The sequence below is a fragment of the Haemophilus parainfluenzae genome, from assembly GCF_003253005.1.
Lineage (GTDB): Bacteria > Pseudomonadota > Gammaproteobacteria > Enterobacterales > Pasteurellaceae > Haemophilus_D > Haemophilus_D parainfluenzae_M.
The window spans coordinates 160,327-173,876 of record NZ_QEPZ01000001.1 but is presented as its reverse complement, the minus strand read 5'-3'; the positions used below and the strand labels follow the sequence as shown (position 1 = coordinate 173,876).

Genomic DNA, 13,550 nt, shown 5'->3' with positions numbered 1-13,550 from the left:
AATAATCACTTAAAAAGTAATATTTATTCATTCTTACGAATCAATCAAGGATAGCAGTAAACTTAAAATGGCGATTAGTGTTAAAAATTTGAATTTCTTTTATGGTTCATCACAGGCATTGTTTGATATCAATCTTGATGCACAAGAAGGTGATACTGTGGTGTTACTCGGGCCAAGTGGTGCTGGGAAAAGTACGTTAATCCGTACGCTAAATTTGTTAGAAGTACCAACCTCTGGTGAATTGCATATTGCGAATAACCATTTTGATCTGTCTCAAGCGAATAATAATCCAAAGGCTATTCGTCAACTTCGTCAAGATGTGGGGATGGTATTTCAGCAATACAATCTTTGGCCACATTTAACAGTGATTGAAAACCTAATTGAAGCGCCGAAAAAAGTGTTAGGTATTAGCGAGGAAGAAGCGAAAAAAGATGCATTAGAACTTTTAAAACGTTTACGTTTAGAAGAGCATGCCGATCGTTTCCCCCTTCATTTATCAGGTGGTCAGCAACAACGTGTTGCCATTGCTCGAGCATTAATGATGAAACCGCAAGTGTTGTTGTTTGATGAGCCAACGGCTGCACTGGATCCAGAAATTACAGCTCAAGTTGTTGATATCATTAAAGAGCTTCAGCAAACGGGTATTACTCAGGTGATTGTGACCCACGAAGTGAATGTGGCACAAAAAGTGGCGACAAAGATCGTCTATATGGAACAAGGTAAGATTATTGAAATGGGTAGTGCAGATTGCTTTAATAATCCAAAAACCGAACAATTTAAACAATATCTTTCACACTCAGAATAAGGAAACACAACATGAAAAAATTACTTTTAACCGCAATGTTAATGAGCTCAGCTTTTGCTGCGAATGCACAAGAAATCACTTTCGCGATGGAACCGAGCTACCCGCCATTTGAAACAACGAATGAAAAAGGCGAAATCATCGGTTTTGATGTGGATGTAGCGAATGCAATTTGTAAGGAAATTCAAGCAACTTGTCACTTTAAAAGCCAAGCATTTGATGCGTTAATTCCAGGCTTAAAATCTAAACGTTTTGATGCTTCAATTTCTGCGATTGATATTACGGATGCTCGAGCAAAACAAGTGGCTTTCTCTAATGCTTACTATGATAGTTCAGCAAGCTATGTAGCGTTAAAAGGTAAAGCAGATTTAGCTTCAGCAAAAACAGTTGGTGTTCAAAACGGAACAACATTCCAACAATATACTGCAGCAGAAAGCAAACAATATAATGCGAAAGCTTATGCCAGCCTTCAAGATGCGATTTTAGACTTAAAAAATGGCCGTATTGATATTATCTTCGGTGATACAGCGGTGCTAGCTGATATGATTTCAAAAGAAGCTGAAATTCAATTTGTAGGTGACAAAGTGACAGACAAAAAATATTTCGGTAACGGTTTAGGTATCGCGGTAAATAAATCAAGTAAAGAATTGCTAGAAAGCTTGAATAAAGGTTTAGAAGCGGTAAAAGCAAACGGCGAATACCCAAAAATCTATGATAAATGGATGACTAAATAATCTATGTTTTATGATTATCTTACATTAATTGGACACGCAGCCCTAATGACCTTAGGGCTTGCTATTTGCTCTCTGATTGTTGGTTTATTACTCAGTATTGTTTTTACCGCCTTAGAAGCCAATAAATATGCATTTATTGCAAAACCAACGGCGATTATCATTGCTTTATTACGTGGTTTGCCAGAAATCTTAGTCGTATTATTGATTTATTTTGGCTCAACCCAAGTCGTGGAAATGCTGACGGGTGAGTATATTGAATTCAGCGCCTTTGGTTGTGGTGTACTTGCATTGTCTTTGATTTTTGCCTCTTATGCTTCCCAAACCTTACGTGGTGCGATTCAAGCCATTCCAAAAGGGCAGTGGGAATCAGGCGCTGCTTTAGGATTAAGCCATCCTTATACTTTCATCAATTTAATTATGCCACAAGTATGGCGACATGCTTTACCGGGCTTAAGCAACCAATGGCTTGTGTTATTAAAAGATACGGCGTTGGTATCATTAATTGGTGTCGATGATTTAATGCGTCAAGCAGGGTACATCAATACCAATACTCATGAGCCTTTCACTTGGTATGGCATTGCAGCCTTGATTTATTTATTGATTACGCTGATCAGCCAAGCGGGGATTCGCAAATTAGAATTACGTTTCACTCGATTTGAACGGGGAGTCGAATAATGTTTCAAGAGTATTTAGCTGTTATTGCTCAAGGTATTCCGACTAGCCTGTTGCTTACGGTTGTCGCATTGTTTATTGCCTTTTTCCTAGCATTGGGCTTAACCTTCTTGCTTTCTATTGGCAATAAATTGGTGAAAAGTGCGGTCAATTTATTCCTTGTTTTATTTACAGGCACCCCACTTTTAGTGCAATTTTTCTTAATTTATGCCGGTCCTGGTCAATTCCAATGGTTGGTGGATAGCCCATTATGGGGATTATTCTCCAACGCATGGTTCTGTGCAGCGTTAGCTTTGGCTTTGAATAGTGCGGCTTATTCAACCCAATTATTCCACGGCGCAGTAAAAGCGATCTCTAAAGGTCAATGGGAAAGCTGTGCGGCATTAGGACTAAGCCGTATGCAGACTTTAAAAATTCTCATTCCTTATGCGTTAAAACGCGCACTCCCTTCTTATACCAATGAAATTATTTTGGTATTTAAAGGTACAGCATTAGCTTCTACCATTACGATCATGGATATCATGGGATATGCTCGCCAACTTTACGGTACTGAATATGATGCGCTAACTATTTACGGTATTGCAGGCGGTATTTACCTCATCATTACTGGTATCGCCACTTTATTACTCCGTCAGTTAGAAAATAAAGTGTTGTCATTCGAACGTATTGATACCGCAAAAGCATAAAGTGCGGTCAAAAATAGAAACAAATCGGGCAGTTTAAAAATTGCCCGATTTTTTATATGATTAAAGAAAATATTTTTATTTATGAGGCAATTATGTCCGAATCATCTTCCCTAAAATTCTACCTCGAACTATTACGTTTAATTCCGAAAAACTATTCCATCAGCTCATTAGAATTGCGAGAGAAATTGCTTGCATTAGGCATCGAGCGGGATTTGCGCAGTATTCAGCGTGCACTAAATACGTTATGTGAGCAGTTTGAAATTGACTGCAATACCAATGATAAGCCCTATAGTTATCGCTGGAAGCCTGATGCGAAAGGCTTGGATATGCCAATTTTAAACGAACAACAATCGTTAGTGTTGATGTTGGCAAAGCAATATTTAACCGGTATTTTGCCAACCAATATTATGCAATCGATGGACGGTTTTTTTAAACAGGCTGAATATAATTTGGCTTATGGTAAAAATCAGAAAAAGGAAGCCTCTGAGTGGTTGAATAAAGCTGGGATTGCTCCTACTAGCCAGCCATTATTACCTGCAAAGATTGATCCTGAAGTATTCAATAAAGTAAGTATTGCTCTTTATCATAATAAATACATTAACATGAGCTATCGTAAGAATGATGGAAATATACGCGATGCTCAAGTTAAACCTCTTGCATTAGTGCAACAAGGCCCAAGTACTTATTTGGTAGTTCAATATGAGAGTGGAGCGATTAGACATCTTGCATTACACCGATTTATCTCAGTTAATGTCAGTACAATGCAATTTGAACGCCCGAAATTTAGCCTAAAAACGCATATTGAAAGTCAAAATTTTGGTTTTAGTTCAGGTAAGAAAATTCGCCTAACTTTCCGTATTGATAAAAAAACAGGTGGCTTTTTGACAGAAACACCATTATCAACCGATCAAACAGTAAAAGATTATGGCTCTGAATATGAAATTTCCGCTACCGTGATTGAGAGCGCTATGCTGGAGTGGTGGATTGCCCATTTTGGTGAAGATTACCAAGAAATTGACCGCACTTATTTAGACAAAAATACCTAACGACATGAATTGTCGCTTCATCTTTTATCATTAAGCCATCAACAGAGAGGGCATTAAAATGAAGAAAATTGTTTATATTGATATGGATAATGTGATGGTAGATTTTCCATCAGGTATTGCAAAACTAGATGATAAAACCAAGCGAGAATATGAAGGTCGATATGATGAAGTAGAGGGTATTTTTAGCTTAATGGAACCAATGCCAAACGCGATTTCTGCCGTTCATAAATTGATGAAGAAATATCATATTTATGTGCTTTCTACTGCACCTTGGCATAATCCTTCCGCTTGGAGTGATAAAGTAAAATGGATTCAGCATTATTTCGGTGAAGAAAAAGGCTCGGCATTATACAAGCGGTTAATTTTATCTCACCATAAAAACCTGAACCAAGGCGATTATTTAATTGATGATCGCACTAAAAATGGGGCGGATAAATTCGAAGGCAAACACTTACATTTTGGTACTGAACAATTTGCTAACTGGAACTGTGTACTCTCTTACTTAGATTGTGGGCCTTTTACACCAAGTGACATTTTGCAAGATTGTTTAAAAAAATCAGCCGCACTTGTGCAAGTTGAAAATGAGGAGCAAAGCCGAGTCATTGGTGCTTTTGCGGATCGCTATAAATGGCAAGTGTTTAATTTAGCCTGTATTTATGCGGATGAAACAGCAACCGAACACAAAACGGTCTATTTAATTATCAGCCCTTATCTCAGTGATGAGTTTAAAATGCGTATTGAAACAATGTGTGCTCATATTCAAGCCGAATATGACGTGTTATTACGCTCAAAATCACAGCTAAAACAATATTTCCAACGCCTTTCAGATAAGTCATTCTTACATATTGAAAGCTATAATTATCAACCACTTTATAAAGCAGGGAATATATTTGGCATGATGGCGAGAGATAGACAGGTTGATGAAATCTTGAGAGTTAGAGCATAAATTGATTCAAGGTAAATATATGGGGGATTTTCAGTTAATTAGCCGTGGAGATGGATTTTATATAAATTATGAACGTCCATACTTTTCTAATATTGCTCAACCTATAACTCAAGTTGCTCCAATTTATCATCATTATATAGATATAGAAAATGTAAAGACGTTTATTGAATGTAAAATGTTTTCAATCTTTTTTGATTATATAAAAAATATTTTATTTGAAAGTGGTTTTCAAAAAAATAAATCTTATTTTTTAGAAAAAATCTTAGAAGATATTATAGATTATAAAGATGAGAAAGTTATAGTGGATCTAGTTGATGTATTATTTACATTAGTATGTTACGGAAATATTTCTATTTTATTTGATTATGAGGTACATGCAGAGAAAATTAGTACAAGCAAAATTGATGTTAGAATAAATGATTTACATAATTTTATTAATAATGCAGTTGATCTTATTACTCTAAATAACTCTTATGCAAGCAATTCAATGAATTGCATAATTAATTCAGTTTATAAAGAAACGGAATTAAGCCAGAAAACTTTAAATTATTTAGATAAAAAAATAAATAAATTAATAAGAGATACTAATTTTTGTCAATCAGATATTTTTTCTATTGTATTAGTGAAAAAAGAAACTGGTTATACTAAGATTTTTACTAATAGTCATAGCATTGAATTTAATTCTTATTTTAAAAACCTTCCAGTAATAATAAACAAGAAAATAGAAGATGAAAAAACATCAATAAAATTTAATGACAAGATATATTGTTATGAATTTAATTTAAAGCAAGGTGAAGAGGTTTATGTTACTGGTAAATATAAAGATTTATTAGATAAAAATCCTATGTCTATATCTTGTGTAATTTATATTTATTAGTATAATTCTAATCGAAAAAAATCCATTAACTAAACAAATACGGAGAACATAGTATGCATCCTGCATTAAAATAAAACTTAAAGAAAAGTTACTTCCCTTATATGATGAACTGTACATGGAATTTGGGAATGAGGCATTTAAAGAGCATCTATCACCTTTTTATGTACAAATTGGTAGTGAATGGAAAGAAAATCACGGATTGCTTTTTGTTGGAAAAGCAACAAATGGCTGGGGGATTTCTTCTAGTGCAGAAGAATTATTTGCTGATTTTACTAATGAATCAGAAGATCCCTTAAAATGGGTTGAAGATCAAAAGGGAAATGATAGCGAGTACAACACTTCAAAATCTGCTTTTTGGAGAGTTACTGAAAATATTGCTCACAGTTATTTTCCTCAAAATTGGTATAAATATATAGCATGGTCCAATTTATGTAAAGTAGCGCCAGCAGATAAAGGAAATCCAAATAATGCTGAATTTTATAAACAGAAAGATATTTGTAAAAAAATATTATTAACAGAAATCGATATTTTAAAACCTAAAGTTGTAATCCTTTTTACATCTGATTGGGATATTTTAGATCTACCTAGTGGAAAATATATTTCAGAAGAAAAATGGGGTAATACATCTTCAATTCTGTATGAATTAAATGGTGTTTATTATATTCATAGTGCTCACCCTCAAGGAAAAATAGAAGAAGATCATAAGAATGCAATAGAATCATTAATTAAAAAAATAGATAATAATTAATGTTATATGTGATAATAAATGCGTAGTTTGAAATCCCTTTCATAAAAATGAAAGGGATTTTTTATTACTTATATTTTATAGCGACATAAAATGTCGTATGTTTAATTATTATTCTTGTAAAGAAAAAATAAAAAAAGAGGTTTTACATGAATAAAAAAGAACAAGAATTACGTGATGTTTGGGAAAAATCAGATAAATTTTTGAAAAAGATTTTATATGCAAATATTGTGGGAAACTACGATATTCTTAGTTATAGCCGAACACATCAGGATTTTATTGAGAAATTTGACTACATAGAAAAATTGAAGAATCTGAAATCATTGATAATACAAGATATTGATTTCTATAAATTTAATTCAATTCCTGAAAATTGGTTACCACTTCTAGAGCAAATAGAAGAGTTATATATAGAATCACATAGCTTTAAATTATTTCCTTTTGAACGATTAAAAAATATAAAGAAATTAACTTTAGGTTATTGTAAAATTAGTAATATAAGAGAAATTGAAAGTTTAACTAGATTAGAGGAATTAAATGCTTATGAAATAAATTTCAAAATAGATAAGCTAATTAATTTAAAGAAAATAAAAATAAAATCACCAAAGATTGATGATTTAAAAAATCTGAAATATATTACTAATTTGAAATCTCTATCTATATCTGGCAGTAGAGTAGATCGTAGCTTTAATAAAGTTATTAGTAATTTAAATCAGATAAATGAACTGGATGTCAGTTTCTGTTATAATTTTGATTTTAATTGTTTATATAAATTAAAAAATCTAAAACATCTAAATATAGGACATATCTGGGAGCCAAGTATAAAACCTATTATACCTATTGCATCTAATTTAGAAAGTCTTAATCTTGAAGGTAATATATTTAAAGATCTTCATTTATTAAAGAAATTTAACAATTTAAAAAGTTTAGATGTTAGCCAATGTAATGTTGATGGCTATTTAGATTTTGATTTTCTTAAGTCATTAACTAAATTAGAATTTCTTAGATTTGATGATAATACTAATAAAATAAAAAATTTTTACTCAGTAAGATTTTGTAAAAATTTAAAAAAAATTTCATTTGAATACTCTAATTTAGACAGTATTAAGGGTTTGGAGTATTGTAAGCATTTGGAATGGATTAATGCAACTTGTTGTAATATAAAGTCTTTATCATCTTTAAGAAAATTAAATAGTTTGAAATATGTTTATCTTCAAAATTGTGGAATAACCAATATAGAACCATTAAGAAATCAAGTTAATTTAATTGAACTTGATTTATATGATAATCCAATTGATGATATATCACCATTAATAAATGTTCTAAGAATAGAGTATCTGAGTCTAGGCGGTTATAGAAACTCTAAAACAATTAATGATTTGTCAGTATTAATAGATAAAGTTTATTTAAAAGATTTAGATTTAGTAAATCAAAATATTCAAAATATCTCATTTTTAGAAAAAATGAAAGAATTACAAGCACTAAATTTATCTGGTAATGCACTTGATGAAATTGAAATAAAAAAACTTAAAAAGTTAACAAAATTAAAAGATCTTAATGTTTCAGATTGTAATATCAATAATATAAGTTATATATCTAGATTAACTAATTTGGTCTGTCTCAACTTAGATGGAAATTCAATAAAAAATTATCATCCATTACTTTCATTGAATAATTTAAAATATTTAGAGTTAGGTTTGAATATAGAGGATTATTCAATATTTACTCATAAAAACTTTCCACATGGGTATAATTGGAGATTTTTACAAAAAAATAATGATTAATAAATTAAGTTAGCTACCATAAAAACTTAACTAAGTTTAATAGATAAATGAGCTAAAATAAGTTTAGTTTTACTCCTTGAATTAGGATAGTAAAGACAATTTATATTGTTACGAATTGATAATGGAGAAAATATGACAAAACCAATTTGCGTAGTATTAACCGGTGCTGGCATTAGTGCCGAAAGTGGTATTCCAACTTTTAGAGCAGAAGATGGTTTGTGGGCAGGGCATAAAGTAGAAGAAGTTTGTACGCCCGAAGCCTTAAAGATAAACCGCGCAAAAGTATTAGAGTTTTATAATGAACGACGTCGTAATGCTCAAGCTGCAGAGCCTAATGCAGCACACTTAGCTTTGGTTGAATTGGAAGAATTTTATGAAGTTCATATAATCACTCAAAATGTGGATGATTTACATGAGCGAGCGGGAAGTACTAACGTACTCCATTTACATGGTGAATTGAATAAAGCGCGCAGTAGTTTTAATACCGATTACATTGTTCCATGTTTGGGTGATCAACTGTTAGAGGATAAGGATAATCACGGTCATCCAATGCGTCCACATATAGTCTTTTTTGGGGAAAATGTACCAATGTTTCCTAAAGCAGAAAAGTTAGTGAAAAAGGCAGATATTGTGATTGTTATTGGCACTTCATTACAAGTTTATCCAGCTAATGGATTAGTAAATCTAGCTCCATACGGTTCACTTATCTATTTGATCGATCCTAATCCCAATACAGGATTTGTTCGTAAGAAAGTGATTGCAATAAAAGAAAAAGCGGGTGAGGGCGTTCCTAAAGTGGTCGCCGAGTTATTGGAGAAAATTAAAAAATCATAGAAAACTGACCGCACTTTTTAAACAAATAGCGATTTTTATGTTGTTATTTTTTAACGACACGAATTGTCGCTATGCTGTGCTATTTTATTGTTTATTAATTAACGAGAAATGTATGCACCCCGTAATTGAATTTTATTTAGAGCAAAGAAAAAACCAATATAATTTATCTTTGCAAGATGTTTGGGCGATGCCCAAAAGAATTATTGGCGATGCTTATTTTTATATTCCTTGGCTTTTACCTGTTACTGAAAGTTCCAAATGGAATCGTTCAGTACCGGTTTTTAACGAAGAAGATCTAGCTATTTTTATTGGAGATGAAGTAATTCAAAATAAATATTTACATTCTATTGATATTATTCTGGATTACTTCTGTTTATATCGTGAAGATAATAAAATATTCCCAAAAACAGAATTGAGTGAACGTAAAGTTTGGCTACGTAATATCGGGCATGAAAGTAAGAAGATTTCCCGCATCATTCGTAGTTTAAATTATTGCGGTCATCCTGAGTTGGCTAAAAGTTTACAGCAACTGGCAATAAAATTAGGTCAAGAAAAAGGCGTAATTCAAGAAGAAACAATGGAAATTTGGGCAAATCTACTTCAACAATAAGGATAAAATGATGGTAACAGAAGATTTTAAAAAAGTGGCAGTATCCTTCGCTGGAGGAGATGGCGGAAATCCTAACTCAGATGTTTGGTTTTGTGGGTTAGAATGGGGGATTGGTGATGAAGCTTCTCCTGATGATTTTTATAAGAAATTTAGTTTAATCCCTAAATTAATACCGCACTCTTGGTTAGAGGACGATTTTGATGGTAGTTGGACTACGCAATATAATCAAAAATTATGTTGGTTTTTGTGGTATTACTATAATTTAGATTGGAAAAGTGGTGAAAGCTATGAGTATTTTGTTAGTACTTATAATGTGCTTTATCCACAGGGTATTGGTTTTAAACTAAATATGTTACCAATCAATTTCAAAAATAGAGCATCAATTCAATGGAATGAACAATTCATTAAGATGACAGGATTTGAAACATTCGATGAATATAGAGAATGGTGTGTTGAAAATCGTGGTGCTTTTTATCGTCAACTTATAGATGAATGTAATCCTAAAGTGATTATTTGTACGGGAGTCACTGAAAAAGATAACTTCTTTAAATTTTTTACTGGAGAAGCCGTATATGAAACTAAGGCGTTGAAAGAATTTAATATCTTCTATCGCAAGTACAATGATACTTTAATTTGTGTTTGCCCATTTTTTGGTGGCCCAAATGGCATTAATTCTTACGAAAAAATGGAAGCATTAGTAGAGTCAGTAAAAGAATTATGTAAATAATTTTTTTATTAAGTTTAACGTTGATAGATAAATAGCGACTTCGGTCGCTATTTATCATTTTTTCTCTAACTTAAGCATATGCATAATAAGCCTAATGAGTGTTTCTTTTTGTTTCGGATCAGATTCTGCAACTAACAAAGTAAGTGCTGCAAGGCCAGTATCATTGATAACTGGATGCCCATTATGATCAAACAAACGCCCATTTCTATGTAAGAAATCTACAAATAAAAATGCGCCACTACGTTTATTACCATCTGAAAAAGGATGATTCTTGACCACAAAATAAAGCAAATGCGCCGCTTTTGCTTCAATGCTTGGATAAGCAGGTTCACCAAATACACTTTGATCTAAATTACCTAGAATCGCAGATAAGCCATTATCTCGTTCACGTCCAAAGAGATCACTTGCTTCACCTTTTGGCATCAACTGTGATTTTAACTCTGCTAATGCAGAACAAGCCTCAGCATAAGTCGGTAATGTACCTCCTTGCTGTGTTTGTGGTTCGGTAAGTAAACCTTCATCATATTGTTGTAGCCATAAAAAGGTATGCGTATAACGGCTGACTATATCCACTAATCCGCGACCACTTTCTAGCGTTAATTCCGATGAATTTGCCGTTTTTTGAATAAGCGCAAGTGCTTGTTCTAATTCGTGAGCATTTTGCTGTAAACGTTTTTGGTTAATGGTATAGCCTTGAGTCAGATATTCTTTTAAACGTGCAGTTGCCCAAATTCTAAAATTTGTTGCAGACTTAGACTTAACTCGATAGCCTACAGAAATAATAGCATCCAGATTATAATGTTTAACCTTACGAGTAACTTGCCTTTTTCCTTCTTGTCGAACTACCGAGAAATCCTCGGTAGTTAAATTTTCATCAAGTTCTGCTTCATTAAAAATATTTTTTAAGTGTAGGCTTATGTTATCTGAGCTAGTATCAAAAATATTTGCCATTTGTGCCTGGGAAAGCCAAACGGTGTCATTTTCAAATCTCACTTCCACTTGCGTTGTGCCATCTTGAGCTTGGTAAATTTCAATCGGGTTTTGGTTATTCATATTATTTTCCTTAATAACTTACATGTATATATAACTAGATAAATATGCATATTGCAATACAGATCATCTTATTTGCAAAAAATCTTCTAAAAATAACCGCTTTCAACATTCGCAAACGACACAAGTTGTCGCTTCCTTTCATATAATTTCTCCATAAAGAGAAATTCTTTACTTCTTACATATTTATAAAGCCTTTAATTAAGAAAAAGGAGCAAATAATGGCAATGAAAGTAATTATGGCAAGAGATCCACTTTTTGAGGATGTAAAAAAATTTGTTCAACAACAAAAAGTTGCATCTTGCTCAATGATTCAACGCAGATTTATGTTAGGTTTTAATCGAGCTGGACAAATTTTAGAACAGTTGGAACAAGCGGGTATTATTTCACCAATGAAAAATGGACAGAGAAAAGTATTATGAAAAATGATTTGAATTATGCAGTAGAACTTATCCGCAAAGCAGATGGCATTTTAATTACAGCTGGTGCCGGTATGAGCGTGGATTCTGGGCTGCCCGATTTCCGCAGCGTTGGTGGATTTTGGAATGCTTATCCTATGTTTAAAGAACATAATATATCTTTTGAAGATATCGCGACACCACTAGCTTATAAGCATAATCAGGAACTTGCCTATTGGTTTTATGGACATCGATTAGTTCAATACCGAAATACTATTCCTCACGAAGGGTATCAGATTTTAAAACGTTGGACGGAAGCTAAATCTCACGGATATTTTGTTTTTACCAGTAATGTTGATGGGCATTTTCAAAAGGCTGGTTTTGATTATAGCCATGTTTATGAAGTACACGGTACTTTGGAGCGTCTTCAGTGTGTCAATAATTGTCGAGGATTAAGTTGGTCTGCATCAAGTTTTCAACCTGTCGTGGATAATGAAAACTTATGTTTAACCAGTGAAAAACCACATTGTCCTTATTGTGGGGGCTTGCTCGTCAAAATGTACTAATGTTTAACGATTGGAGTTATGCAAGTCAATATCAGGATTTTAAAAAAGTGCGGTTAGAATCGTGGTTAAAAGAAGTGCAAAATCTCGTCGTTATCGAACTGGGAGCAGGAAAAGCCATTCCAACTGTGCGTCGATTTTCTGAACGTACGGCGAAAGCAAAAAAAGGCGGATTTATTCGTATTAACCCACAAGATGCAGGCGTGCCGAAAATGCACTTTTTAAGTCTAGAAATGAAAGCTTTAGATGCACTAAAAGAGATTGATCGCCTTCTAAAACCTTCTCAACAAGCGGTTGAATAATGGAAAATTTTTGCGAAATTACCTTCTGCCAACAAATTGGCAGCAACAAGCGACACAACCAAGATGCTCTTTTTAATGGCGAGGCGGTGTTTCAATATAAACTCAAAACAGCTGAAAAACGCCTTGAAAACCGACCGCACTTTATTGTGGGTGTGGCAGATGGTATTTCTAATAGCAACCGACCTGAAAAAGCGAGCAAGTTGGCTATGCAATTATTAAGCCAAATGGAAAGCCTAAGTCGCCAAATGATCTACGATTTACAATCCCATTTATCAGCAGAATTAGCCGAGGATTATTTTGGCTCAGCAACCACTTTTGTGGCAGCTGAAATTGATCAAATAATCTGTAAAGCCAAAATTCTCAGCGTAGGCGATAGCCGTGCTTATTTAATTAATGCCCAAGGAAAATGGCAACAAATCACACAAGATCATTCAATTCTTTCTGAATTATTGGCTGATTTGCCCGATAAAAAAGAAGAAGATTTTGCCACGATTTATGGCGGTGTTTCTTCTTGTTTAGTCGCCGATTATTCCGAATTCCAAGATAAAATTTTTTATCAAGAAATTGAAATTCAGCAAGGGGAAAGTTTATTACTTTGTTCTGATGGATTAACAGCTGGACTTTCTGCTGAAGTAAGAGAAAAGATTTGGAAACAATATGATAATGATAAATCTAGGTTGACGGTGTGTCGTAAATTAATTGTAAAACAAGTCTTTTATGATGATTTGTCAGTGGTGGTTTGTACGTTTTTGCAAAATGATGAGAAAAAATAAC

At 33.1% G+C, this 13,550-nt stretch carries 15 protein-coding genes and 1 pseudogene; 15 read left to right on the top strand and 1 reads right to left on the bottom strand.

Annotation, left to right across the window (positions count from 1 at the left end; all coding sequences use genetic code 11):
* Nucleotides 1-67 precede the first annotated feature (67 nt).
* The 12 genes from artP to DPV97_RS00795 all read left to right on the top strand — a co-directional run bounded on the left by artP (nucleotide 68) and on the right by DPV97_RS00795 (nucleotide 10,463).
* On the top strand, nucleotides 68-805 hold the full coding sequence (artP, locus tag DPV97_RS00850) for an arginine ABC transporter ATP-binding protein ArtP (protein WP_070714025.1): 738 nt from the start codon (nucleotides 68-70) through the stop codon (nucleotides 803-805).
* 11 nt (nucleotides 806-816) lie between these two features.
* Nucleotides 817-1,536 (top strand): lysine/arginine/ornithine ABC transporter substrate-binding protein, encoded by a 720-nt coding sequence (locus tag DPV97_RS00845; RefSeq protein ID WP_070714028.1) that lies wholly within the window; start codon nucleotides 817-819, stop codon nucleotides 1,534-1,536.
* Nucleotides 1,537-1,539: 3 nt separating this feature from the next.
* Nucleotides 1,540-2,211, top strand: coding sequence for an arginine ABC transporter permease ArtQ (gene artQ / locus DPV97_RS00840; RefSeq protein ID WP_070714029.1), 672 nt, complete (start codon nucleotides 1,540-1,542; stop codon nucleotides 2,209-2,211).
* On the top strand, nucleotides 2,211-2,894 hold the full coding sequence (gene artM / locus DPV97_RS00835; RefSeq protein WP_049375226.1) for an arginine ABC transporter permease ArtM: 684 nt from the start codon (nucleotides 2,211-2,213) through the stop codon (nucleotides 2,892-2,894). The genes artQ and artM overlap by 1 nt, the downstream gene beginning before the upstream one ends.
* An 89-nt stretch (nucleotides 2,895-2,983) precedes the next feature.
* Nucleotides 2,984-3,940, top strand: coding sequence for a helix-turn-helix transcriptional regulator (locus DPV97_RS00830; RefSeq protein ID WP_186821758.1), 957 nt, complete (start codon nucleotides 2,984-2,986; stop codon nucleotides 3,938-3,940).
* Between the two features lie 58 nt (nucleotides 3,941-3,998).
* Entirely contained in the window at nucleotides 3,999-4,886 is an 888-nt protein-coding gene (locus DPV97_RS00825; RefSeq protein WP_070714035.1) for a 5' nucleotidase, NT5C type, read from the top strand.
* Nucleotides 4,887-4,905: 19 nt separating this feature from the next.
* Entirely contained in the window at nucleotides 4,906-5,763 is an 858-nt protein-coding gene (locus tag DPV97_RS00820; protein WP_111382835.1) for a hypothetical protein, read from the top strand.
* Nucleotides 5,764-5,878: 115 nt separating this feature from the next.
* Nucleotides 5,879-6,511: a uracil-DNA glycosylase family protein gene (locus DPV97_RS00815; protein WP_070714039.1), complete on the top strand. Its 633-nt coding sequence runs from the start codon at nucleotides 5,879-5,881 to the stop codon at nucleotides 6,509-6,511.
* 146 nt (nucleotides 6,512-6,657) lie between these two features.
* Complete coding sequence (locus DPV97_RS00810) at nucleotides 6,658-8,292, top strand: leucine-rich repeat domain-containing protein (RefSeq protein WP_065264960.1); 1,635 nt, start codon at nucleotides 6,658-6,660, stop codon at nucleotides 8,290-8,292.
* Between the two features lie 132 nt (nucleotides 8,293-8,424).
* Nucleotides 8,425-9,126 (top strand): SIR2 family NAD-dependent protein deacylase, encoded by a 702-nt coding sequence (locus tag DPV97_RS00805; protein WP_065264959.1) that lies wholly within the window; start codon nucleotides 8,425-8,427, stop codon nucleotides 9,124-9,126.
* 112 nt (nucleotides 9,127-9,238) lie between these two features.
* Nucleotides 9,239-9,736, top strand: coding sequence for an opioid growth factor receptor-related protein (locus DPV97_RS00800; protein ID WP_065264958.1), 498 nt, complete (start codon nucleotides 9,239-9,241; stop codon nucleotides 9,734-9,736).
* Nucleotides 9,737-9,746: 10 nt separating this feature from the next.
* The gene (locus DPV97_RS00795) at nucleotides 9,747-10,463 is read left to right on the top strand and encodes a hypothetical protein (protein WP_065264957.1); all 717 of its coding nucleotides are present in this window, start codon (nucleotides 9,747-9,749) and stop codon (nucleotides 10,461-10,463) included.
* 54 nt (nucleotides 10,464-10,517) lie between these two features.
* Here the strand turns inward: DPV97_RS00795 and DPV97_RS00790 are convergent, their stop codons facing one another.
* Nucleotides 10,518-11,516, bottom strand: a complete 999-nt coding sequence (locus DPV97_RS00790; RefSeq protein WP_070714044.1) for a virulence RhuM family protein/type II toxin-antitoxin system death-on-curing family toxin — start codon at nucleotides 11,514-11,516, stop codon at nucleotides 10,518-10,520.
* 218 nt (nucleotides 11,517-11,734) lie between these two features.
* Here DPV97_RS00790 and DPV97_RS00785 point away from each other — a divergent pair, with 218 nt between their 5' ends.
* The 3 genes and pseudogenes from DPV97_RS00785 (at nucleotide 11,735) to DPV97_RS00775 (ending at nucleotide 13,549) form a co-directional block, all read left to right on the top strand.
* Nucleotides 11,735-11,935: a DNA translocase FtsK gene (locus DPV97_RS00785; RefSeq protein ID WP_038439774.1), complete on the top strand. Its 201-nt coding sequence runs from the start codon at nucleotides 11,735-11,737 to the stop codon at nucleotides 11,933-11,935.
* A pseudogene (locus tag DPV97_RS00780) lies at nucleotides 11,932-12,776 on the top strand (SIR2 family NAD-dependent protein deacylase). The gene DPV97_RS00785 and the pseudogene DPV97_RS00780 overlap by 4 nt, the downstream one beginning before the upstream one ends.
* Nucleotides 12,776-13,549, top strand: coding sequence for a PP2C family protein-serine/threonine phosphatase (locus DPV97_RS00775; protein WP_070714049.1), 774 nt, complete (start codon nucleotides 12,776-12,778; stop codon nucleotides 13,547-13,549). The pseudogene DPV97_RS00780 and the gene DPV97_RS00775 overlap by 1 nt, the downstream one beginning before the upstream one ends.
* Nucleotide 13,550: the final 1 nt, after the last annotated feature.